General features: G+C 39.5%; 20 protein-coding genes. 7 read left to right on the forward strand and 13 right to left on the reverse strand.

Translation table 11 applies throughout. The features are described from left to right. Window positions 1–188 precede the first annotated feature (188 nt). From MWU82_RS12550 to MWU82_RS12560, 3 genes are all read right to left on the reverse strand, one after another. Window positions 189–617 carry a peptidylprolyl isomerase gene (locus MWU82_RS12550; RefSeq protein ID WP_072861489.1) on the reverse strand — a complete coding sequence of 143 codons (429 nt, stop codon included), beginning with the start codon at window positions 615–617 and terminating at the stop codon, window positions 189–191. 160 nt (window positions 618–777) lie between these two features. Then, on the reverse strand, window positions 778–2,061 hold the full coding sequence (locus tag MWU82_RS12555) for a serine hydrolase domain-containing protein (RefSeq protein ID WP_247096626.1): 1,284 nt from the start codon (window positions 2,059–2,061) through the stop codon (window positions 778–780). 413 nt (window positions 2,062–2,474) lie between these two features. Further along, on the reverse strand, window positions 2,475–2,930 hold the full coding sequence (locus MWU82_RS12560) for a cold shock domain-containing protein (RefSeq protein ID WP_215948092.1): 456 nt from the start codon (window positions 2,928–2,930) through the stop codon (window positions 2,475–2,477). Window positions 2,931–3,420: 490 nt separating this feature from the next. Here MWU82_RS12560 and MWU82_RS12565 point away from each other — a divergent pair, with 490 nt between their 5' ends. After that, window positions 3,421–6,375 (forward strand): TonB-dependent receptor, encoded by a 2,955-nt coding sequence (locus tag MWU82_RS12565; protein ID WP_247096628.1) that lies wholly within the window; start codon window positions 3,421–3,423, stop codon window positions 6,373–6,375. Window positions 6,376–6,467: 92 nt separating this feature from the next. Here the strand turns inward: MWU82_RS12565 and MWU82_RS12570 are convergent, their stop codons facing one another. Beyond that, window positions 6,468–6,887 (reverse strand): OsmC family protein, encoded by a 420-nt coding sequence (locus tag MWU82_RS12570; RefSeq protein ID WP_215948090.1) that lies wholly within the window; start codon window positions 6,885–6,887, stop codon window positions 6,468–6,470. Between the two features lie 688 nt (window positions 6,888–7,575). On the opposite strand from MWU82_RS12570, the gene MWU82_RS24285 reads away from it, so the two are divergent. Next, window positions 7,576–7,707, forward strand: a complete 132-nt coding sequence (locus tag MWU82_RS24285) for a hypothetical protein (RefSeq protein ID WP_281502429.1) — start codon at window positions 7,576–7,578, stop codon at window positions 7,705–7,707. Between the two features lie 133 nt (window positions 7,708–7,840). Here MWU82_RS24285 and MWU82_RS12575 read toward each other — a convergent pair whose 3' ends face one another. From MWU82_RS12575 to MWU82_RS12585, 3 genes are all read right to left on the reverse strand, one after another. Continuing rightward, entirely contained in the window at window positions 7,841–8,779 is a 939-nt protein-coding gene (locus MWU82_RS12575) for an EamA family transporter (RefSeq protein ID WP_215948089.1), read from the reverse strand. A gap of 206 nt (window positions 8,780–8,985) precedes the next feature. After that, a complete protein-coding gene (locus MWU82_RS12580; RefSeq protein WP_247096629.1) occupies window positions 8,986–10,680 on the reverse strand; it encodes a DUF2207 domain-containing protein in 1,695 nt (564 codons plus the stop codon). Continuing rightward, the gene (locus MWU82_RS12585) at window positions 10,680–11,240 is read right to left on the reverse strand and encodes a LemA family protein (RefSeq protein WP_247096630.1); all 561 of its coding nucleotides are present in this window, start codon (window positions 11,238–11,240) and stop codon (window positions 10,680–10,682) included. Before MWU82_RS12585 ends, MWU82_RS12580 begins: the two co-directional genes overlap by 1 nt. A gap of 236 nt (window positions 11,241–11,476) precedes the next feature. Between MWU82_RS12585 and MWU82_RS12590 the strand changes: the two genes are divergently transcribed. Together MWU82_RS12590 and MWU82_RS12595 are read left to right on the forward strand one after the other, a co-directional pair. Continuing rightward, window positions 11,477–12,187: a pirin family protein gene (locus MWU82_RS12590; RefSeq protein WP_247096631.1), complete on the forward strand. Its 711-nt coding sequence runs from the start codon at window positions 11,477–11,479 to the stop codon at window positions 12,185–12,187. Window positions 12,188–12,332: 145 nt separating this feature from the next. Beyond that, a complete protein-coding gene (locus MWU82_RS12595; protein WP_247096632.1) occupies window positions 12,333–13,805 on the forward strand; it encodes a c-type cytochrome in 1,473 nt (490 codons plus the stop codon). A 117-nt stretch (window positions 13,806–13,922) separates the two neighbouring features. Here the strand turns inward: MWU82_RS12595 and MWU82_RS12600 are convergent, their stop codons facing one another. From MWU82_RS12600 to MWU82_RS12615, 4 genes are all read right to left on the reverse strand, one after another. Next, complete coding sequence (locus MWU82_RS12600; protein WP_215948084.1) at window positions 13,923–15,482, reverse strand: DEAD/DEAH box helicase family protein; 1,560 nt, start codon at window positions 15,480–15,482, stop codon at window positions 13,923–13,925. Between the two features lie 186 nt (window positions 15,483–15,668). Next, complete coding sequence (gene lpxD / locus MWU82_RS12605) at window positions 15,669–16,661, reverse strand: UDP-3-O-(3-hydroxymyristoyl)glucosamine N-acyltransferase (RefSeq protein ID WP_247096633.1); 993 nt, start codon at window positions 16,659–16,661, stop codon at window positions 15,669–15,671. A gap of 197 nt (window positions 16,662–16,858) precedes the next feature. Then, window positions 16,859–17,074 carry a VF530 family protein gene (locus MWU82_RS12610; RefSeq protein WP_215948082.1) on the reverse strand — a complete coding sequence of 72 codons (216 nt, stop codon included), beginning with the start codon at window positions 17,072–17,074 and terminating at the stop codon, window positions 16,859–16,861. A gap of 53 nt (window positions 17,075–17,127) precedes the next feature. Next, window positions 17,128–18,486 carry a DEAD/DEAH box helicase gene (locus tag MWU82_RS12615; RefSeq protein WP_247096634.1) on the reverse strand — a complete coding sequence of 453 codons (1,359 nt, stop codon included), beginning with the start codon at window positions 18,484–18,486 and terminating at the stop codon, window positions 17,128–17,130. 170 nt (window positions 18,487–18,656) lie between these two features. On the opposite strand from MWU82_RS12615, the gene MWU82_RS12620 reads away from it, so the two are divergent. Together MWU82_RS12620 and MWU82_RS12625 are read left to right on the forward strand one after the other, a co-directional pair. Further along, window positions 18,657–20,207, forward strand: coding sequence for a M20/M25/M40 family metallo-hydrolase (locus MWU82_RS12620; RefSeq protein ID WP_247096636.1), 1,551 nt, complete (start codon window positions 18,657–18,659; stop codon window positions 20,205–20,207). 107 nt (window positions 20,208–20,314) lie between these two features. Beyond that, on the forward strand, window positions 20,315–20,617 hold the full coding sequence (locus MWU82_RS12625) for an HPF/RaiA family ribosome-associated protein (RefSeq protein ID WP_215948079.1): 303 nt from the start codon (window positions 20,315–20,317) through the stop codon (window positions 20,615–20,617). 102 nt (window positions 20,618–20,719) lie between these two features. On the opposite strand, the gene MWU82_RS12630 is transcribed toward MWU82_RS12625, so the two are convergent. Then, window positions 20,720–21,067: a hypothetical protein gene (locus tag MWU82_RS12630; protein ID WP_215948078.1), complete on the reverse strand. Its 348-nt coding sequence runs from the start codon at window positions 21,065–21,067 to the stop codon at window positions 20,720–20,722. A 246-nt stretch (window positions 21,068–21,313) separates the two neighbouring features. Between MWU82_RS12630 and MWU82_RS12635 the strand changes: the two genes are divergently transcribed. Continuing rightward, a complete protein-coding gene (locus tag MWU82_RS12635) occupies window positions 21,314–22,267 on the forward strand; it encodes a TerC family protein (RefSeq protein WP_215948077.1) in 954 nt (317 codons plus the stop codon). Here MWU82_RS12635 and MWU82_RS12640 read toward each other — a convergent pair. Then, window positions 22,264–22,521 carry a phosphopantetheine-binding protein gene (locus MWU82_RS12640; protein ID WP_215948076.1) on the reverse strand — a complete coding sequence of 86 codons (258 nt, stop codon included), beginning with the start codon at window positions 22,519–22,521 and terminating at the stop codon, window positions 22,264–22,266. The genes MWU82_RS12635 and MWU82_RS12640 overlap by 4 nt on opposite strands. Between the last annotated feature and the right edge of the window lie 2 nt (window positions 22,522–22,523).

The following is a 22,523-nucleotide window of genomic DNA, read 5'->3' on the forward strand; positions in this document are numbered from 1 at the left end:
AGATTGTAATCGCGTTGTGTCCGCTTATTACCTGTAATCTTTGAATGTTTCATAAATAAGTCGATTTTGTGTCAACTTATTTTAGGACGGGACTGATATAATAAGCAAAAGGCCGTCTAAAAACAGACGGCCTTTTTAATTCAATAGCATTATCCACTAGTAGTGAAAATGCCTTTTTTTTCTAAGCTTTATAAAATAGCTACCAATTCCAACTCAAAAGTAAGGTCCTGTCCTGCCAAAACGTGATTGGCATCAATAACAATACTTTCTTCCTTCACATCTGTAATTCGCAATTGGTTTTCTGTACCGTCCGGATTTTTTGCAACCAACATCATTCCTATTTCAGGTTTAATGTCTTCAGGAAGCTCCGCCTTCTTAATTTCATGAAACAATTCTTCCATAATATCTCCGTAAGCTTCTTCCTTGGGCACGGTTATCGTTTTCTTTTCATTGACCTCCATATTCACCAATTCCTTTTCAAAACCTGGAATAAGCTGGCCTTGTCCCAAAGTAACTTCGATGGGCTCTCTTTCCAAAGAACTGTCGAATATTTGTCCGGTTTTTAATTTTCCAGTGTAATGTACTTTTACCTTGTCATTTTCCTTAACTCTACTCATAAAATTCAGTATCTCTAATTTTTAATCTGACTATTAAGGTGCAAACCTATGGGATATAGATTTTTTAGAAGAATAGATTGTCCTAAAACCGTCAAAATTTACAATATCTTAACACTTTTTCTTAAAAATCATGAGTTTTCAACAAAATACAATTGGTGTTTTACTCCAAAATAGCCTGATATACCAAACTTCTAAGCTTAGCATGATCGTCAATTCCGTTGGTAGGTATTAGTTGTTTAAAATATACTACAACCAGTTCCTCTACGGGGTCTGCCCAATAAGTGGATCCATAAGCTCCTCCCCACTCAAAAGTACCAACAGAACCAGGTTCTCCCCTTTCTCCCACGTTTTTGGTAATGGAGAAGCCAAGTCCAAAACCTGAACCCTTTCTGCTGCCATAGGGAATGCCCCGAACATCAACATGATCTGCAATCATTAATTCTACTGTTTTTGGGGATAATATCCTGTGCCCGTTAAACTCACCTCCATTCAACATCATTTGTAAGAATTTAGCATAGTCCATGGATGAAGAAAGTAGACCGGCGCCACCGGAAAAGCTCTTCCTGGGTCCATTTACGTAATGGCCCTGGCCAATTCCCAAACCAGGATCGGGAGATCTTTCCAAAGGCTTGCCCTCATAGGCCATATAGGAAGTAGCCAGTCTTTCAGTTTTATTTTTAGGCAAATAAAAATACGTATCCACCATTCCTACAGGATCTAAGATTCTTTCCTTAATAAACGCATCCAAAGTTTTACCTGAGGCTTTTTCAACAATTACCCCTAAGATATCCGTATTATAACCATATACAAACTTTTCTCCAGGCTGGGCATCCATTGGCAATTTAGCCATACGCGCAACGGTTTCGGCAATCGGTTCGTTTCGGTCTGCAAAATACCAGTTCTGTATCCCGGCTTCTTCCCATTCTTTTTTTGCCGGACCATGACCATACCCAATACCAGCAGTATGGGTCAATAAATCCCGAATAGTAATGGAACGGTTTGCCTTAACCACATCGTATCCCCCATCATCACGTACTCTGGCTACCGTTGTTTCTTTCCATTCCGGCAAATATTTTCCAATAGGATCTGCAATCAGTAGTTTTCCTTCTTCCTGCAAGATCATGGCCGCAACACTAACAATGGCCTTCGTTTGTGATGCAATTCTAAATATGGCGTCTGTGGTCATCTTTTTCCCTGCCTCCATATCGCTTTCCCCAAAAGCCTTATGATAGATTACCTTACCCTTTCTGGCAACCAGCGCAACATTTCCAGCCATTTTTCCGTCTTTAACAAATTGGTCCAACGTAGTCGATAGTCTTTCCAACCTCTCAGAAGACATCCCCACCTCCTCGGGCAAGGCTGTTGCTAAATTTTGAGCCTGGGAATAGGATATTAATAATAGACATCCCAACAATAGTATGTGACCTTTGAATAATTTTACCATGGTTTTTGAATATTTGATTAGTTACTGATTTAAAGAAGTCCAAAAGTTATTCTTTTTTTTGATTTTAAAAAACGGTAAACAGTTTTCGCTTATTTTTTATCTAGAAAAGTAAGATCTAAGTGCATAAAAGGAAATATAAGTATGAACTTATATTTATGCAATGACATAAACTTTAAAAAAAGAGTTGTTGTATTGACCACTATAGAATTTAATGGAATTTGTATCCATCAACAATAGAAGCGTTAAGAACTAAATAGGAAGTTTGAATCGGGGAACATATAAACGGGGCCTCATTTACCCAAATTATGGCAAAAAACAAGGGTAGTACATAAATCCATACAAAGTTGAATTTATCTGCACTACCCTAAATATTATATATGTGCGCAATTCCATTATTGGAATTGACTTAGAAACTAGATTTTCTTTACTCGTACTGCATTCATACCTTTCAGCCCCTTTTCAAGTTCAAAGGAAACCTTGTCATTTTCAGCAATCTCATCTATGAGCCCACTAACATGGGTAAAATACTTCTCTTGGTTTTCACTATCGATTATGAACCCAAATCCCTTGGAAGTATCAAAGAAGGAAACTTTTCCATTTCTAACAGGGTCGAATTCCTCAACATCACTATCATCCCTTTTAGGCACCCCTATTTCTATGGTAGAGGCATCTATTTTTACTTTTTTAGAGGGATCTGGCGGCGTATCCGTTAAATTTCCGTCGTGATCAACATAGGCAAATTGGATACCAGGTCCATTTTCCTTCGACTCCAATTTACGGGCCTCCTTTTTCTTTTGTTTCTCCTCGCGCTTTTTTAGACGCTTCTTTTCTTTTTCACTTTTACTATAAGTTTGTTGCGATTTTGCCATTGTTTTTTTTAAAGTTATAAATTGTAAATCTCGTCTGAGCAGCGGTTGAAATACTAAACGAGTGTTTGAAAAAGAAAAATGAATCTAATTTTATCTACCCAAGAATTTAGTAGCAGCAATGGTGATTACAGGTCAATGCGCAACTCTTTAAACTTCAACAAATATAAGGCTAGTATTTCAAATAATTTAATTTAGTCCCCCAATTTTTTATCCCTATTAAAAAAAACAGGACATGATTTTCAGGATTTTGGGATAAAAAACAAGAAATTACAACTTCTGTATTAATTGATCCTTATAAACACCTCGCCCATTACCAATATTAATGGTGCCCTAGTACTTCCAATCCCTAAGCAATACCCGTGCTTCTAATAATAATCCCATTCATATAGTCCTCTTTATTAGATGATTGCCTTATTATTTTAGAAGTTTTTCTTACAATTCACCCCAAAAATGCTTAACTTCTAGGCATATTAACTCAAAAAACTCATATATGAAAAAGTATTACTTTATTGCTATGATTTTCATTTTTGGGATGGTTGGTTTTTCCAACGCTCAAATAACGGGATCAGTTTTGGATGAAGAGGGAACACCATTGCCCGGTGCATCCATAGTTATTAAGGGAACCACCACAGGTACAACCACAGATTTCGATGGCAACTTTACCATTGAGGCTTCCATGGGCGATATTTTAGTGGTTTCCTATATTGGATTCGAGACCTTACAGGTCACGGTCAATAATACCATGATGGATATACGTCTTACTTCTGGTGTGGCATTGTCGGAAGTAATTATCGTTGGTTCGCGTAATCCAAACAGAACAGCCACCGAAAGTACCGTTCCCGTAGATGTCATAGACATGACGGAACTAAACAATGTGGCACCACAGGTAAATCTAAACCAGATATTGAATTATGTGGCTCCTTCCTTTACCTCCAATACCCAGACCATTTCGGATGGTACAGATCATATTGACCCAGCCTCGCTAAGAGGATTGGGACCCGATCAGGTTTTAGTATTGATTAATGGCAAAAGAAGGCACACCTCTTCCTTGATCAATGTAAACGGAACCTTTGGTAGAGGAAGTGTGGGAACGGATTTAAATGCCATCCCTGCCGCTGCCATACAGCGTATAGAAGTCTTACGGGACGGTGCGGCTGCTCAATATGGTTCAGATGCCATTGCCGGGGTTATCAATATTATCTTGAACAAAAATGTAAATGAACTTACCACAACGGTCACCACAGGGGCCAATTTCACCAAAAATGCCAATGATCAAACAGGTGGCGTAGACGGAGCAACCACTAACATATCCGCTAGTTATGGCATTCCATTGGGTGATAATGGTGGATTTATAAACCTCTCCGGAGATTTTGACGTTCGGGAAGAGTATAGTCGAATGAAGGAATGGGAAGGTTCCATATTTAATGCCTATAATTCTGTGGAAAGATTGGCCGTGGGCCAAGGCCTGGATTTGGCCAATCTAGGGGATTCCGATGTTGTTTCGTTGGCTCAGAATCTTCAATTTTTAACTCAGGATGATAAAGATTTGATAAGTGGCTTTACCCCAGAGGAATTACATAGTCCAACTAAAGTTTATAGTGATGGCACAGTCGTTTTTTACAACCCATTATCCAATAATACAACGACCGAGGAATTGGCGGCCCGAGGGCAACAAAGAAGTGACTACAATATGCGGGTAGGACAGTCTGCCTTGCGTGGGGGTAGATTATTTGCCAATTTCTCCTTGCCCTTGGATGATATCGGCACTACTCTATACTCTTTTGCAGGGATCAGCTCGAGAACTGGTAATTCAGCAGGATTTTATAGGTTACCAAACCAAAACAGGACCTATACCCCAGCTTATTTCAATGGTTTTCTACCCGAAATCAACTCTAGTATTAAAGACCAATCCATATCTCTTGGAATAAAGGGGATGGTTGGAGATTGGAGCATTGACTTAAGCAATACCTATGGAAAGAATTCTTTTTTATATACCATTGGAAACACGCATAATGCCTCTATGCAAAATGCCTCTCCTACCTTTTTCGATGCAGGGGGATTTTCTTTTCTTCAAAACACCTCCAATTTGGACATCACTCAATTCTTTGACGACGTAATGTCTGGGTTAAACATTGCCTTTGGTGCAGAATATAGAGTGGAGAACTATGATATTGTGGCTGGAGAGCCAGCTTCTTATGGTCAATATACCAGTGCGGGACAATTAATTACTGTGGCTAGCCAGTCACCCTCAAGGGATTTTTTCGGAAGTGCTAGACCTGGGGGTTCTCAAGTGTTTCCAGGTTTTGCGCCAGGTAATGAACTTTCTAGGGGAAGAAGTAGTGTAGCTGGATATTTTGATGTAGAAGCTGATTTCTCAGAAGCGTTTTTGGCAAGTTTCGCCACCCGTTATGAAAATTACAGCGATTTCGGAGGTACCATCAATTTTAAATTGGCAGGAAGATTCAAGGCTACGGATAATCTGAATATTCGTGGAGCTTTGAATACAGGCTTTAGGGCACCTTCTTTACATCAAATCAACTTTAATTCCACCTCGACCATATTTGACAATCAGGGCAATCCACAGGAGGTAGGGACTTTTGCTAATAATAGTAGGGCGGCCAACCTTTTGGGCATTCCACAGTTGAAGGAGGAAACTTCCCAAAGTGTTAGTTTGGGGCTTACCGCCAAAATACCGGATGCCAATTTAACTATAACTGTAGATGGTTATTTCGTTAAAATAAATGACCGAGTTGTCTATACAGGGCAGTTTAGCCCTTCAGCTGATGCAGGTACAGGAGTGGACGACATACCAGCTGTATATTCTGGATCACAATTGGAATTATTGAATATATTACGACAAGCAAATGCTACGGCAGCTTCCTTCTTTGCCAATGCGATTGATACCGAATCCAAAGGCTTGGATTTAGTGGTAACCCATAAAACCGACTTAGGTGCTAATTGGAGACTCAAGTCAGACCTAGCTGGTACCTTCTCCAAAACAAAAAAGGTCGGAGACATAAATGCATCGGATGTTCTTAGAAACGCTGGTAAGGTCGACACCTACTTTCCTGAGGATAGTAGGGTTTATTTGGAAGAGGCCGTACCCAGAACTAAAATAAACCTTTCCAACAGCCTTACCTCGGATAAATTTATCATTTTCTTAAGAAATGTATACTTTGGTGAGGTAACCGAAGCAACAACAACAGTGGCCAATCAGCAGGTATTCGGCACAAAATTGGTTACGGACCTATCCGTGGGCTATAAAGCAACGGATGCCCTAACGTTTACCCTTGGAGCAAATAATTTGTTCGATATTTATCCGGACAGGGCCAAGGATGAATTTGGCAATCGTAGTGACGGACGCTTTGATTGGTCCCGTAGAGCACAACAATTTGGCATAGGAGGTAGATTCCTTTTTGCCAGAGTAAATTTTACACTTAAATAGGAATTGCAAATAGCATTCAAATAAATGGGAAAAGCCACTTAACAGTGGCTTTTTTTTATTGCTATCAATATGGAAGTAAACAGCATTGGTTTCTATGCCTTTAAGCTTACCTCCAACACTATATCTGTCTTTAATAATTTGGAAATAGGGCAAATTTCCTTGGCTTTTTTGGCAATTTCCTTAAACTGCTCCAACTTGATTCCCGGCACCTGACCGTTAAGAATTAAGCTTATTTGTGTTATACTCCCATCCTCAAAGTTTACCTTAGCGCTAGTATCCAAGTTGGTTGGTGTAAACCCGGCCTCTCCCAACAAAAAACTGAGCTGCATGGTAAAACATCCTGCATGGGCCGCTCCAATCAATTCCTCAGGGTTGGTACCCTTACCATCTTCGAATCGTGACTTAAAGGAATATTGGGTATCCTTCAAAATGGTACTTTCCGTACTCAAGGTACCCTTGCCATCCTTTCCGCTACCTTTCCAGTTTGCACTTGCTTTTCTTGTGAATTTCATACCTATTAATTTTAAGTTATTACATTCTATTTTTTACCCACTTTGATCCATGTTGCGCTTCCTTGGCCAACATAATTCCTTTTCATCAGGGAATTGGGAAACCTTACTTAACATATGAATGGTGAATAATTAAGAACACTAACCTCTAAGATATTAAATAGGTAATAATAATCCTTTAAATTTTACACAATTCCTTCAACTCGTCTTTTATTGCACCCATCCTAAAGTATTTTTTTAAGATCGATAAAAATTTTTATCAATATAATCATTTGATTATCAGATAAATAATTCTTCACCCCCCCCCCCGTAAGTCCGGGCATTAATGTTAAATATTGCTTAAAACGGTACTATTTTATACATAGTACTGTAACAATTATATCCATCTATCGTCTTCTAGTAGTAAATCAATTAATCACAATAAAAATAAATATCATGGAAACTCTAAACAAACATTTGGTAAAGCAAACATTGGAATCTTCAAAAAGTAGAATTTGGAACAGTAAAAGAAGGTACAATTAACAGACTACAATCAAAAATTTAAAAAAAAACAATTTAAACATCAATTAAAAATCAAGATAATGGAAACAGTCAACAAACACTTCGTAAAGCAAACAATGGAAAACTCTAAAAGCAACATCTGGAACATTAAAAGGCGTTTCAGGTAATTAAAAAAATTAAAACAACTATCATGAAACTATTCATTCATAAATCACAATCAGAATCAACAAATTTTCAGTTGACCGGGGAAAGTATTCTAATGGTAAATTTTAGAAGTATAAAGAAGAACCGTTGGGCCGAGCGCAGAATCTATTTAAATTAATTCCCATTATTCAATGGTAATAAGGTTCTATATTTAAAGCAGTTGATGTGGTAGTCACCTGCTTTTTTTATATCAGTATGCACTAACCTTTCACCTATTCCTTCATGAAGGATTGTAATATTAAAACACCCCCTTAATCCTCTTTTGGCGAATACCGGCTTGAAAACCTAGAAAACAAAACCAATTTTTTTCGGGTATTGATGAAATAGACCCCCGTTAAAAGCACTATAGCCGCAATTGTGGACTGAGTGGTGATCTGTTCATCCAAGAAAAACCAGCCCAGTAAAAGTGCTATAATTGGATTTACATAGGTGGAAGTAGCTACCTTTTCTGGAGAAACCACTTTTAATAAATAATTAAATGCCGTAAAGGCAACAATACTACCCAGAAGAATCAGGAACAACATAGAATATTGTACCGGACTGCTCCAAGTGGTAGGAAGGGTCCAGGTCTCCCCGATAAGCAAACTTCCTACCATTAGTATGATTCCCGCGCTAAACATTTGGAATCCAGTATTAACAAAATAATTCTTGGGCAGATCCGCCTTGGCTACAAACAAACTACCATAGGCCCAACTAACCATACAGAAAAAGATCATGACCATCCCTAAGACCGAGTTCTCCTGACTTATAACCTGATTTTGACTTACCAATAAATAGATGCCCAATATGCCGATTATAACGCCTACAACGGACATGGTCTGAATCTTTTTCCCTTCAAGAATCCGCATTAACAATAGAATTACCAAAGGCTGTGCCGCTATTTCCAAAGCTGCAAAACCACTGTCTACGTACTTAAGTGCCCATACTACAAATCCGTTTCCAAAAGCAAGGAATAGAAATCCTGCAACAATAGAATTCAGTAGTTGTTTTTTTGTGATGGTCAGTGGAATTCCCATGATTTTACAGAGCACAAAAATTAAAATTCCAGCGACCGAAAAGCGTACAGAAGCCAACATAAATGGAGGTAGTTCATGCACAGCAATCTTGTTCATAAGATAAGTGGATCCCCAAATCACATATATGGCAAAAAAAGCAAGTACTATAAGAAGTGTATTCTGGGATTTGGACATAAAAATAACTTTTCCAGTGAACCACAAAAGTAAGTATAACTTTTATTAATTGTGCCCATCTAGGAAGCCATGTCATTTTTAACAATCAACTAATCACTACAAGTTAGGAACTCAAAATTTAATCCCCTATGTGGTTAGCTATAAATATAGGCAACGGCAAGGCCTTCCACTATAAATTCCATACAATCTCCAGAACAACCATCAGCTTACCAGCTACCGCCACCGCCACCGCCAAAACCACCGCCGGAGGAACCTCCGCCAGAACTTCCGCTACTGGATGGGGAACTCACCATATTCGATTTAGTGCTTGCCATGGCATTGGAAAAAGATTTGGAAAACTGATTCATTGTAAGGCTGCTACTTGAAGTGGACGTATACCAGTCCGGGGGCGGTATATTCAGATCTCGAAACTTTTTGGCCCATTGATCAAACAAACCAAAGGCCAGTGCATACCCTAGGGTATTTTCAAAATAATGCGGGTCATCCTTCAAAAGCATTTTTAATCTGTTTTCCTCAGCTACCTTAATAAATCTTTTAAATCCCTTTAATTCCGAAAGCAATTCATTGCCTTTGGCATTCTTTTTTACCATAAATCGATTAACAAAAATCAGAATCACACAAAAGACTACTATTGCCACTGCTGCCAAAGGTCCCCAAAAGAATAAACCCACCAAGGTAAGTCCAATCGCCAAAGCAATTAAGGCCACATACATAATACCCTGCATTTTTTTTGACTCTGCCTCGTAATAGGGTTGCGCACTTTCCTTTAATTGGCTGCGCGCCTTTATCATCTTGGTATAAAAGGTATCCTTTAAACTACTCACCAGCACTTCCGTACCAACCACATTGTTATTATCACCAAACAACCCCTTGAATATTTCCAATTCATAGGAGGGTGAATCCAATGGTAAAGATTGCAGCCGTATAATTTTAGTATCCTTTGACCCAAAAAGGCCTTTTTTGGGAATTTCTTCCAATCTTATCAATCCTTTTGAGCCCCAATAAGGTATTAAAGCTATTAGGTCGGAATTGTCATCCTTATCGTTGATCAAAAAACCTACCATGGCCGGATCCAAACTATCCGGTGGATAATAACTGGTAGCAGCAATGACACGTTGGTCCTTACCAAATTTCCACCATACCCTAAAGAAAGTAAAAAGCATTATCCCGATTAAGAATACCCAACCATAATTATCCCAAAATGGCCAGAAAGGCTTTTCTTCCTTAACCGATCCTAGGGGAAGATTGATCAATACGGTAACACTTTGTCCGGGATGGGATACAAATCCCGCCTTGCTCGTTCCCGAGAATTCATTATTTGTATAATATAATTGCATGTCCGTAGTGGTGGTGGAAGTACCCCTATCCCCTGCGTACACAAAGCTATTTTCTTTGCTGGGAAACACATTGTCCGGAAGCCTAATGGTAAAACTGACCTGATGAAATTCGGCCAGCCAATCTTCTGGTTTTATGTTCCAATAAAAACGGATTTGCGAATCCTCGAAAAGAAAGGCATTGTGGACCCTATATTTTATCTCGTAATGTTGGGGACCAACCAGGGTAATATCCTTATCCCCAATTTTGATCTCCATGTTTTCCTGCATCTTTTGCACAAAATCGAACGGAGCATCAAATTTGTAATTGGGAACCTTTATCTTACTGATCCTTATCTTTCGGGTAGTTTCGTTGCCTTTGGAATCTACAAGGTCATATTTTGTTTGGATGGTCCTATAAATACCGTGTTTGGGGATTTCGAAGTTAAGATTGTAGTTTTCAACTACATCAAAATAACCTTCTTTATGGACCGTAATGTCTACAGTGTAATTTTTAACCGTAAAATCCTGGGCCAATCCCGTATTTATGGCTAGAAGAAATAAAAGTAAGTAATAGCTATTTTTCATTAAGAGAAATCTACTTTTACATTCGCCCTACTAGCCTCCTCTGCTTCAAAATAATCGAAATGTTGATATTTAAATAAACTGGCTACAAGCACCCCTGGTACGCTTTCCCCATAAGTATTGTTTTCCCTTACAGAACCATTGTAGTACCTTCTGGCACGCTCCAGATTTTCTTCAATTTCATTTAACTTTTGCTGAAGATCCAAATAATTAGCGTTGGCCTTAAGATCTGGATAGGCTTCTCCCAAAGCAAAGATACTTCTCAAACTTTGTTGAAGTTGGTTTTCTGCCTTTATCTGGGCATTGATATCTCCAGATGGGACCGCCATAGCCGCATTACGGGCATTTATTACAGCCTCTAAGGTAGATTTTTCATGTTTGGCATATCCTTTTACGGTCTCCACCAAATTTGGTATAAGATCGTACCTTCTTTTTAAAGCTACATCTATATTGCTCCAAGCATCCTTTACAAGGTTTCTAAGTGTGGCAAAGCGATTGAAAACATTTACAAGGAACAAAGCCACCAAAGCAAGGATTCCCAAAAAAATAATTAACGTAATCATGGTTTTGTTTTTTAGTTGTTATAATTATGGCTTCACTAAGTTACTTTATTTTTTTGTTCATACAGCAGGCCATTTATCAAATTAAAGTACAGAATAAAAAACTTAATTAGAAACCTTATCCGTCTTTATAAAGCATTTTACGCCAAATAACATAAAGGCGCTTATGAATTACTTAACATAGGTCAATGTACATATGCCATATGAATCCTAATTTTGAAGAAACAAAAAAAGATATCATGAAAACTATACTACATACAGCAGAGAGCAGAGGACATGCCGATCACGGTTGGCTAAATTCATATCACAGCTTTAGTTTTGCCAACTATCACAACCCGGAGCGAATGAACTTTGGGGTTCTTAGGGTGCTAAACGACGATACCGTCTCTGGCGGGCAGGGCTTTGGGCAACATCCCCACAAGAACATGGAAATCATTTCCATTCCCTTAAAAGGAGATTTGGAACATAAGGACAGTATGGGCAATACCACTGTTATTAAAGAAGGTGATGTTCAGGTAATGAGCGCAGGAACCGGTGTTTTTCATAGTGAATATAACAAAAACAAAAATGAAGAGGTTAAATTTCTGCAGATTTGGGTATTTCCAAAAACCCAAAATGTAACTCCCAGATACGATCAAATTTCTACACGTGATCTAGCCACTAAAAATTCCTTTTACCAAATCCTATCTCCTCAAAAAACGGAGCAAGGAGTTTGGATACATCAGGATGCCTGGTTTTCCTTAGGTGATTTTGAAACCGAAAACACTTCAACTTATACTTTAAATAATTCTAATAATGGATTGTATGTGTTTGTACTGGAAGGCGAAGTTGTGATTGGGGAACAAACTCTAAAAAGACGTGACGGATTAGGCATATGGGATACGGAACAAATTACACTTACCGCAACAGCACCCAGCAAGGTACTATTAATGGAAGTTCCAATGGCATAACCCCAAAACCCCATTAACCCACCCATTGCATTCTGCCTTTAAGCGAAGTGGTGGGTGGTTTATCGAATTTAGTATGACCACAGGACTTTATATTCTAAATTATCCCTAAATTAAGGGTACTAGTTTTATCCATAAGACCTGAGTTTTGAAAAAAATTAAACTCCTTCTTTCAGCTATCATTCTATTTCTCCTTGCTTTATCATGCTCCAAAGAAGGCAAAGAGGAACTTATAGAAATCGTGGTCAATGAAAAACCTACCGATCAACCAGACGAAGAGCCCGAAACGGAAGAACCATTGGTAGAAAGCAGTCCCCTCCCTGACAACCCCCAACGAACGGGGGATGCATTAGCTGGGTATGAATATTTAATTTCAGGGAATTATATGAGCTCAGGAGTTCCCTATGATGCGTTTTTGTTGGGAACCAGCGTAAATCCTGACAACCGCCTAAACAGAACCGGGGACAACGCAAACCTGCCGTATGACTACACCTCCATAACTGCCGCCAATGGAGCAAGAGTGGTTGCCCCCAATTGCATGGCGTGCCATGCCGCCACTATAAACAATGAATTCATAATAGGCCTTGGGAGCCATGACGCCAATTTTACGGTTAACCGGGCAAGCAATATAGCTTTATTGAATTCTGGCATCAGAGCCCTGTACGGAGGCGAAGAGAGTGCGGAATGGCAGGCATACGACCAATTTAGAAAAAGTATAGTTGCCATTGGCCCCCGGACAATTACACAAACCAGAGGCTCCAATCCCGCAGATAAAATCACCCAAGTGTTAATAGCGCACCGGGATAAAAGTACTTTGGTATGGCAGGACACACCATTGGTAGACATACCGGAAGAGGTGATTCCGTCCGATGTGCCAGCATGGTGGCTATTAAAGAAAAAGAATGCCATGTTTTACCACGCTATTGGTCGACTTGATTTTTGCAAATCCTTTATCGGTTCCAGCCTTTTGACTCTAGGTGATGCAACAAAGGCTGCTGAAATAGATACTAAAATGGTAGATGTACTGGCCTACATACAGAGTTTGGAAGCCCCTGAATATCCTTTTCTGATAGATTCCGACTTATCGGAACAAGGCAAACAATTATTTGAAAATAACTGCGCAACCTGTCACGGCACCTATGGGGACAGCCCAACCTACCCAAATTTACTAGTGACATTAAAGTCCGTTGGCACGGACCCGGAATTATCCAACCATTACACAGAATCTTCCCCTATGAACGATTATTTTATGGATTGGTTCAATTCAGGATGGTTCGGCACATACCGGAATAATTTACAGATAAAAGCAGAAGGCGGCTATATTGCCCCGCCCTTGGATGGCATATGGGCCACGGCACCCTACTTCCACAATGGATCGGTTCCTACCTTGGAGGACGTTTTGAACAGCACAGAGAGACCTACAAGATGGAGCAGGTCTTTTGATAATACCGATTACGATCAATTAAAAGTGGGCTGGATCTATTCTGTTGAACAGACCAAAGCTGACATAAACACCTATGACACTACTTTAAAAGGATATGGAAATTCAGGCCACACCTTTGGCGACCAGTTGACAAATTTAGAAAGATCCGCTTTAATAGAATATTTAAAAACACTATAGATCAATAGGTTACATATGCTCACTTAACCTAAATAAATAACCTGTTGTATCTTTCGTCAGGAAAATTTACCGAGCACAAGTTGATGCTTTCAGGAATCAAATAAACTTAAGAAACTTTTATTCTTCTGGTGGCCTACCATGAATATCTTCGTAAATAGTATCGAAATTTTGACGTAAATGCGTGCTTAATTTTTTATGATAGTCATCGGTTAACCACTTCAGAAAGTTATAGGTGCTTTTACTAATGCACTTGGCATAACGCTGGATTCTATCGTCAATATCCGGACCCAACATTTTGGAGAGCGCAAGGGCATCATATACATCCTCACTGTTTTCCACACAGATTCTAGCATGTTGGGCTATGGAGCGCTCCAATACCACCTTTGATGTTTCCCCATTTTTAATGGAATCCACATAGGTTTCCTTGATATCGAAATACACTTCCTCTGATTTGGCAAATTCTGCCCGCAATTCTTCAGGCATCTCCCATTTAAAATTGCTTTCCAGCTCTTCATCACTCAAAAGTCTATCTGCATAAAAATTTGGTGATTTAAAAATGGTCTGCCAATCCAAATCTGCCCCCCATGGACCAAAGCGATGGAAATTGTTCCCCAGGTCAATTACCGAAAAAGTGGATTTATTGTTCAAAATCCTGGAACCACGACCTATCATCTGGTAATACAAGGTCAAGGATTTGGTGGCCCGGTTCAAAATAATGGTATCTATTGTAGGTTCGTCAAATCCTGTGGTCAAAATACTTACGGATGTTAAAATAGCGTTAGGCGTCATGTTAAACCACTTTAGAATGGTTTTACGCTGCTTTTTAGTGGCCGTATTATCCAAATGGGCTATAGGATAGCCTGCTGCCCTAAAAGTCTCGTAAACATGAAGGGAGGTATTAATACCGTTATTGAAAATCAAAGTCTTCTTACCCTTGGAATGTTTTTCATAAGCCTCCAAAAGCTTACTGAGCATCTGGCTGTTATTATAAAGATCCTCTGAAGATTTTACGGTGTAATCCCCGTTGGAACCTACCTCCAAAGAAGTTAAACCCATATTGTAGGAGTAAAAATCAGCTCTAGCCAAAAACTCGTTTTCAATTAGCGCTTCAATAGTTTCCCCAACGATCAATTCATCGTAATTGTCTTTCATGGGCAAATCCTTGTTGGAGCTCAAAGGTGTTGCTGTAACCCCCAATACAAAGGAATTCTCAAAAAACTTGAACAATTTTGTAAAGGAATTATAATGAGCCTCATCAATAATTACCAATCCAACGTCGGAAATATCCAGTTTATCGTCCTGAAGCCTGTTGTTCAATGTCTCCACCATGGCCACAAAACAGCTATACTCTTCCTGGTCATCCAGATTGGCCTTACTATCTACCACTTTATTGGTTACCCCAAAACTGGTCAGCATAGTAGAAGTTTGTTTACAAAGCTCTATACGGTGGGTCATAATGAGCACCTTCTTATTGTGGTGCTTGAGATATTGCCTTACGATTTCAGAAAAAATAACGGTTTTACCGCCACCAGTAGGCAATTGATACAAAAGATGATAATCATCTGGAGCAGTTTCAAATTTATCAAAAATCTGGTCTATAGCTCCTTTTTGATAGCTGTACAGCTCCTTATCCGTTTTTCTTTCTACAATAGCATTGGCAATCAAAGTCTCCGACATAATCTCATTTTTGGACTGCAAAACTAAGCCCTTTGTTGAGTGTTTAACGAATATTTTTAGAAAATTTAAGGATTATTTTTTTTTGAATATCATTGTCAGGACCAATTAGGACCTCTATTGAGATACATTATAGGATAATTTAAATCTAAAATCGGGCCATTCCATAACTTGAGGACCCGGGCATTTCTAGTTCTTGGCCAGGTTTCTTAGCGCCACCCATTGTTTGAGCATTTCCCTTGAATCCGTAGCCGGATAGCCCAATACGGTTTTCCCAGGAAGTACGTCGCTCATAACCCCGGAACCTGCCCCCACTACAGCACCCGAATTAATGGTGGTATGATCTTTAATGGAAGCACTCCCGCCTATTATTACACCATCGCCCAAGGTTACGGAACCAGCCAAACCACTGTGCCCGGCCATAATACAAGACCTTCCCAACACACAATTATGGGCTATTTGGACCAAATTGTCGATTTTACACCCATCACCCACTATTGTGGAACTAAATTTTCCACGGTCAACACAGGAATTGGCCCCAATTTCAACATAATTGCCGATCACTACATTTCCTATTTGTGGTATTTTCACCAAACCCCTACCATCCTCTGATGGCCGATAGCCAAATCCATCCGCACCAATACTCACATTGGTATGAAAAATACAATTATTCCCTATTATGCTACGCTCCCTGATTACGGTACCCGACCAAACTACGGTATGATGGCCAATAGTACTCTCATCAAAAATAGTAACGTTGGGATAAAGGATGACCCCATCTCCCAAAACTACATTTTTACCTACATAACTACCTGCTCCAATTTTACAACCCTTACCCAAAACTGCAGTTTCGTGCACTACGGCCCTAGGGTGTATTTCCTCCAATAATTCAGGTGGTTCCGGTTGAAAAGCCTCCAGCAATTTGGCCATGGCCAAGTCCGCATTTGCCACCTTGATAAAAGCCCTGTCCGCACCGGGCTGTATTTTTACTGCATTGGAAACTATTGCGGCACTGGCACCGCAAGAATCCCATTGTCGCGCATACTTATTATTGGAGATAAATGTAATTTGCTGGTCTTTGGCCCTGTCTATTTGTTCGGCACCAATGATTGGCTTGTTATACCCCCCTATAAGCTCCCCATCCAAGAGCTCACTTATTTCTGCTACGGTGAATGATTTCATTTAATATTTTCGTTTTTGTCCTATTGCTAAAACGTTGATTAATTTCCTGCTAGATATTTAAATATAGCGTTAAATATCAAACTATATTATTAATTTCCAAATGTAGCGGGCTTAAAAATTAAATTTAAAGATAAATATTTTTGGGTGGCATTGATTTCCCATCACCTTTCGAGATTACAATTTAGATCCCTTCCCAACTATTTTCTTTGAGACCTTATGTACAGTTGTTCCACCTTTTCCCGTGCCCAAGGAGTCCTCCTTAAAAATTTTAAACTGGACTTGATGGAGGGATCATGATTAAAGCAGCGAATATTGATTCTTGCACCCATTTCCTCCCAACCATATTGGGCCACCAAGGAGTCCAAAATGTCGGCCAAGGTTATACCATGTAAAGGATCCTTATCGTTATTCATTTATAGTAACACGTTAAATAAAAGTAATTATATATTTAATATTCAATTAAATACTATTTTCTTTTTTTATTTTTTTGAGAAAATCTTTTATCTCCCCTTGTAATCGGTTTTTTATATTTCTTTGCAATTGTCCTTTTATAGGATCCTCCCTGGTTTACCTTTTTATTTTTTTCCGCTTTCTCATGGAAAGCAGCCCCACGGGCCTCCAGTTCGGCGGCACTCACAGGATTGTTGTGTTCCAGATTTTTGGGGCGCTCCTCCGGTGCCAATTCCTCTGATATTTCTACCTCCTGCGGAAACTCCAACAACGGAATTTCATAATCCATTAATTTCTCTATCGCGTCTTTAAACTCCTCCTCTTTCTCGGTGTACAACAATATGGAGTTTCCTTTTTTCTCCGCTCTTCCCGTCCTACCTATGCGGTGCATATAGTTCTCCGGATAATTGGGGGTGTCGAAATTGATTACATGGGTAATTTGTTCCAAGTCCAAACCTCTGGACATAACATCAGTAGAAACCAGAATCCTATTTTTACCTTCATCGAATTGCTTGATGGACCTAATTCTATAATTCTGTGTTTTATTGGAATGAATTATCGCAGCCTCATCTCCAAAATCTCCCTTAAGCGCCTCAAACAACCTATCGGCGCTTCTTTTATTGGAAACAAAAATCAAAACCTTTTTATAAATGGTTTTATCTTTCAACAAGAAGGCCAAAAGATTTACTTTGGTGTAATAGTTTTGAACGGCATAGGCTACCTGTTCTATATTCTCCAGTGGAGTTCCGCTAACAGCAATGGATATTTTTACCGGTGCAACAAAAAAGTCCTCTATCAATTTGGAAACCTCCTCTGTCATGGTAGCCGAAAACATGATGTTCTGTCTCCTCTGTGGCATTAACTCAAAAATATTGGTAATCTGAAAACGAAAACCAAGATCCAACATAACATCCACCTCATCGATTACCAACTTCTTAATATCCCTGAGCTTAACGGTCCTATCCAGTGTTAGGTCGTACAATCTGCCAGGAGTAGCCACCAAAATATCACATCCCTGGGCTACTGCCTGCCGCTGGGTATTTATATTTGCTCCACCGTAAATGCCACAAACCCTAACGCTCATATATTTGGAATAAGCTTCAATATTGGCAACCACCTGCAACACCAGTTCCCGCGTAGGCACCAATATCAATATTCTGGGATTGATTTGTTTCGAAAATTTCAACTCCTGTAAAAGAGGCAACATATAGGCGAAAGTTTTCCCCGTTCCTGTTTGTGCAATACCTACTATATCCGTGCCGGACATGATTACCGAAAAGGCCTCTTGCTGAATGGGAGTCGGGACCAAAAAACCCAAATCCTCTATGGCATAGTGTAATTGTTTAGATATATTAAAATCCGAAAAAGTGCTCATCACCAATATTTTTGGACAAAGGTAGAGTTTATAATCCTGATAATTACCCTTTTCACAAATGTTGACAGGCATCAAAGACATAAGGAGATTCTTAATTAAAACTTAATTCCAGAGTTTAACTATTCGATTATTATTATTTTGATGCCGCTTACTAATTTAAAATCCAAAAAATGAAAAAAACCTTCCTTCTATTTACTTTATCCCTCTTTTGCTTTATCCGGACCGGATTTGCCCAGACTACAGATAAAATTGTGTCCCAAATAGTGTCCGAGGTCCATGGAAATTCACAACTGGAAACCCTGGCGCACGAATTACTGGATGTTATTGGCCCTAGACTGGTTGGCACACCACAGATGCAACATGCCCATGACTGGGCTTTGGCCCAATACACCAATTGGGGAATTGCCGCCAAAAACGAACAATGGGGCCAATGGAAGGGTTGGGAACGGGGAATTACACATATAGACATGGTATCACCAAGAATACAAACCTTAAAGGGAACCCAATTGGCATGGAGCCCGAGCACTGGACGTAAAGGTATTACAGCAGAATTAATGGTCTTGCCTACCGTTACCGATTCTGCTGAATTTAACAAATGGCTGCCAAGCGTTAAAGGTAAGCTGGTAATGATCTCGATGAAGGAAGCTACAGGAAGACCGGATTACAACTGGGAAGAATTTGCTACTCCGGAGTCCTTCTACAAAATGAAAAAAGATAGAGAGACCCAAGAAAATCAATGGACCCAAAATATGCAACGCATAGGGCATAACCGACAAACCCTTCCATTGGCCTTGGAAAAAGCCGGAGCATTGGGCATAGTAAGTTCCTATTGGTCCAAGGGTTTTGGCGCCAATAAAATTTTTGGTGCCAATACGGACAAAATTCCCATTATTGATTTGGAATTGGAGGACTATACCATGCTTTACAGATTGGTTGAGCATGGGAACCGCCCCAAAATTAAAATTTTGGCAGAGTCCAAGGAGCTCGGTGCAGTACCCACATTTAATACTATAGCAGAGATAAAAGGTTCAGAAAAACCCGATGAATATGTTATACTGTCAGCACATTTCGATTCCTGGGATGGAGGGACTGGGGCCACGGACAACGGAACTGGAACTTTGGTTATGATGGAAACCATGCGCGTACTTAAAAAATTATATCCCAATCCCAAAAGAACCATCTTAGTTGGCCATTGGGGAAGCGAAGAACAGGGATTGAACGGCTCCCGGGCCTATGTGGAGGACCACCCGGAAATAGTTGGCAAGGTGCAAGCTGTTTTTAATCAGGACAATGGCACAGGGAGAGTTGTTCAAATATCCGGAGGCGGCTTTCTAAATTCCTATGATTACATTCCAAGATGGCTATCCGCCGTACCGGATGACATAACCCAACATATAGAGACCACATTTCCCGGGATGCCTGCCGGTGGAGGATCGGACAACGCCTCCTTCATAGCTGCCGGAGCCCCGGCTTTTGGGCTTAGCTCCTTAAACTGGTCCTATTGGAACTACACTTGGCACACCAATAGGGACACCTATGACAAGATTGTTTTTGATGATTTAAAGAACAATGTAATTCTTACTGCAATATTGACCTATATGGCGAGTGAAGATCCGGAAATGGCCTCTAGGGAAAAAAGGATATTGCCGATTAATCCGAAAACCGGGGAACAATCCATTTGGCCAACACAACGTTCCCCGGAACGGAAAGGTGGATTGTAAGAATTTACCATAAATTTCCCTTGGGTTTATTAAAAATAAAGACTAACTTAAATTCCAGAATTTATACCAGATCTTGCATAGGTCTGTTAACTTAAAAACAATTAAATATGAATATCAATTTTGTATATGATGATGTAAAAGCCAGTGCCCGCCTAGAGGAGTTGGCTACCAAGAAGTTAGAAAAACTAGAAGATAAATATGATTTTATAGTGCGTGCCGATGTTTTCTTTAAAAAGGAGAACACTTCCACGCCCGATACCGGTTTAATTTGCAATATAAGGCTGAGTGCACCGGGCCCTAGATTGTTTGCAGAGTCCAACAACGCTAAATTTGAAGTGGCCATTGCGGCTTCCGTAGACGAACTGGAACGACAATTGGAAAAAAGAAAAGGCAAAATGAAAACCCATTAGCCTAATTTTCAGCAATGATAAATACTAAGAATGCCCCGAAAAAGAATTCAATCTTCACGGGGCATTTTTATTTGCCATCAATAAAACATAATTTACTATTGTTCAATTGTCTTCATCCTCAAATTTAGTATCTGCCAATGTTTTCATCAATCGGTCCGAAAACGGGTTTTTATATAAATCCTTAAGCAGTTTCTTTCTTTTGCGATCCGAAATATCCATAGTATCCAAAATACCACGTCTTCTCTTGGCCTCAACGATGCGTTTTTTCTTCAAAGCTATCCGGTCCTCGGCAGATAATATCATGTCCGGTTCATATTCCTCCAGTACCGTCCATTTTTCCACTTTCAGCTTTTTCGACAAAGTGTCACTCTCTTTGGATTGAGCATGGCCATCCACCGAGAAAAAAACCATAACAAGCACAATTACAGCGCTGTAAATATATTTAATCATATTTCATAAAAAGTGTCTGCTTAAAGTTATAACATTATCTTCACCTTATTGCACCTATAATCCGGTTTAGACCTACCATACATCGTGTTTTAAAGTGATTCTGTCGATTTTCACATAATCATTCTTTTTAAACCCCCTCAAAAAGCGGTAAAACACCCTTCTATATTCCACAAAAAAGAATGTCACCTGTTCCCTCTCCTGATTTAAAAATGATACTTACATTTGTGCCTTTAAATACGATAGTATATGTTAGTTTGGGGCTCATTTATTGGTCTTATCATTATTTTTTTGGCACTGGATCTAGGTGTTTTTCATAAACATGAACATGTTATAAAATCTAAGGAAGCAGGTATATGGACCGCCATTTGGGTTACCGTGGCCCTGAGCTTTAGTGGGGTTATTTATTGGCTGTTCTCCAATGATATTATTGACAACCCTACGGCGTTGACCCCAAACGATGCTGTTCTTAAATACATAACAGGCTATCTTATTGAACTTTCGCTCAGCGTAGATAATGTCTTTGTAATTGCCGTAATATTTAGCGCCTTTAAGATTCCTGCCATTTACCAACACAGGGTATTGTTCTGGGGCATATTGGGTGCTATCGTTTTCAGGGCCCTAATGATCGTATTTGGGGTTGCCCTTATTACAAAATTCGATTGGATAATCTATGTCTTTGGGGTTTTCCTACTGTACACTGCCTTTAAAATGTTAAGATCGGACGATAATAAATTTGACCCTAAAAATTCTTTCGTTTTCAAGAGGTTGAAAAAGTTTTACCCTATAACCTCAACCATTAAAGACCATGATTTCTTTGTAAAGCGTATGGGAGTCACCGCAGCTACCCCTCTTTTTGTGGCCTTGGTAGTCATTGAACTTACGGATATACTTTTCGCACTGGACAGCATCCCTGCAATCTTAGCCATTACAGCAGACCCTTTTATTGTTTTTAGCTCCAATATTTTGGCTATTTTGGGCTTGCGATCCATGTATTTTTTAATTTCCAGGATGCTGGAGAAATTCAGGTATATTAACTATAGCTTGGTGGTGATTCTAGCTTTTGTAGGTTTAAAAATGTTGTTTTCCCATCATATTGAAATCCCAGAGTGGGTATCCCTTACGGTGATATCCGTATCCTTGGTAGGAGGAATAATTTCCTCACTGCTCATTACTGAAGAAAAAGACAGGGAAAAGAGCTAGTTTTTATCCTGTAATTTTTGTGCTATAATATTCAGGGCATCCCTTACGGTTTGCATTTTGTCCATATCCTCATTTTCCAAACGTATCCCAAATGCATCCTCAACATCCAGGACAATATCAACTAAATTGGCCGAATTGATATTCAGTTCCTTGACAAAATTACTATCTTCTACAATAGCTCCAACCGAAACATCTTCGGGAAGATACAACTTAACGATATCCTTCAGTTGTGCAAAATGCTGATCATCCACCATTG

Origin of the sequence: Arenibacter sp. S6351L, assembly GCF_023016025.1 — a bacterium.
Lineage (GTDB): Bacteria > Bacteroidota > Bacteroidia > Flavobacteriales > Flavobacteriaceae > Arenibacter > Arenibacter algicola_B.

Bases quoted from the DNA above. Each gene is read 5' to 3' on its own strand.
- MWU82_RS12625 (WP_215948079.1), top strand. From the start codon at position 20,315: ATGAATATCAATTTTGTATATGATGATGTAAAAGCCAGTGCCCGCCTA.
- MWU82_RS12615 (WP_247096634.1), bottom strand. From the start codon at position 18,486: ATGAGCACTTTTTCGGATTTTAATATATCTAAACAATTACACTATGCC.
- lpxD (WP_247096633.1), bottom strand. From the start codon at position 16,661: ATGAAATCATTCACCGTAGCAGAAATAAGTGAGCTCTTGGATGGGGAG.
- MWU82_RS12570 (WP_215948090.1), bottom strand. From the start codon at position 6,887: ATGAAATTCACAAGAAAAGCAAGTGCAAACTGGAAAGGTAGCGGAAAG.
- MWU82_RS12565 (WP_247096628.1), top strand. From the start codon at position 3,421: ATGAAAAAGTATTACTTTATTGCTATGATTTTCATTTTTGGGATGGTT.
- MWU82_RS12620 (WP_247096636.1), top strand. From the start codon at position 18,657: ATGAAAAAAACCTTCCTTCTATTTACTTTATCCCTCTTTTGCTTTATC.
- MWU82_RS12555 (WP_247096626.1), bottom strand. From the start codon at position 2,061: ATGGTAAAATTATTCAAAGGTCACATACTATTGTTGGGATGTCTATTA.
- MWU82_RS12575 (WP_215948089.1), bottom strand. From the start codon at position 8,779: ATGTCCAAATCCCAGAATACACTTCTTATAGTACTTGCTTTTTTTGCC.
- MWU82_RS12585 (WP_247096630.1), bottom strand. From the start codon at position 11,240: ATGATTACGTTAATTATTTTTTTGGGAATCCTTGCTTTGGTGGCTTTG.
- MWU82_RS12640 (WP_215948076.1), bottom strand. From the start codon at position 22,521: ATGGTGGATGATCAGCATTTTGCACAACTGAAGGATATCGTTAAGTTG.
- MWU82_RS12560 (WP_215948092.1), bottom strand. From the start codon at position 2,930: ATGGCAAAATCGCAACAAACTTATAGTAAAAGTGAAAAAGAAAAGAAG.
- MWU82_RS12635 (WP_215948077.1), top strand. From the start codon at position 21,314: ATGTTAGTTTGGGGCTCATTTATTGGTCTTATCATTATTTTTTTGGCA.
- MWU82_RS24285 (WP_281502429.1), top strand. From the start codon at position 7,576: ATGAAACTATTCATTCATAAATCACAATCAGAATCAACAAATTTTCAG.
- MWU82_RS12630 (WP_215948078.1), bottom strand. From the start codon at position 21,067: ATGATTAAATATATTTACAGCGCTGTAATTGTGCTTGTTATGGTTTTT.
- MWU82_RS12580 (WP_247096629.1), bottom strand. From the start codon at position 10,680: ATGAAAAATAGCTATTACTTACTTTTATTTCTTCTAGCCATAAATACG.
- MWU82_RS12610 (WP_215948082.1), bottom strand. From the start codon at position 17,074: ATGAATAACGATAAGGATCCTTTACATGGTATAACCTTGGCCGACATT.
- MWU82_RS12590 (WP_247096631.1), top strand. From the start codon at position 11,477: ATGAAAACTATACTACATACAGCAGAGAGCAGAGGACATGCCGATCAC.
- MWU82_RS12600 (WP_215948084.1), bottom strand. From the start codon at position 15,482: ATGTCGGAGACTTTGATTGCCAATGCTATTGTAGAAAGAAAAACGGAT.
- MWU82_RS12550 (WP_072861489.1), bottom strand. From the start codon at position 617: ATGAGTAGAGTTAAGGAAAATGACAAGGTAAAAGTACATTACACTGGA.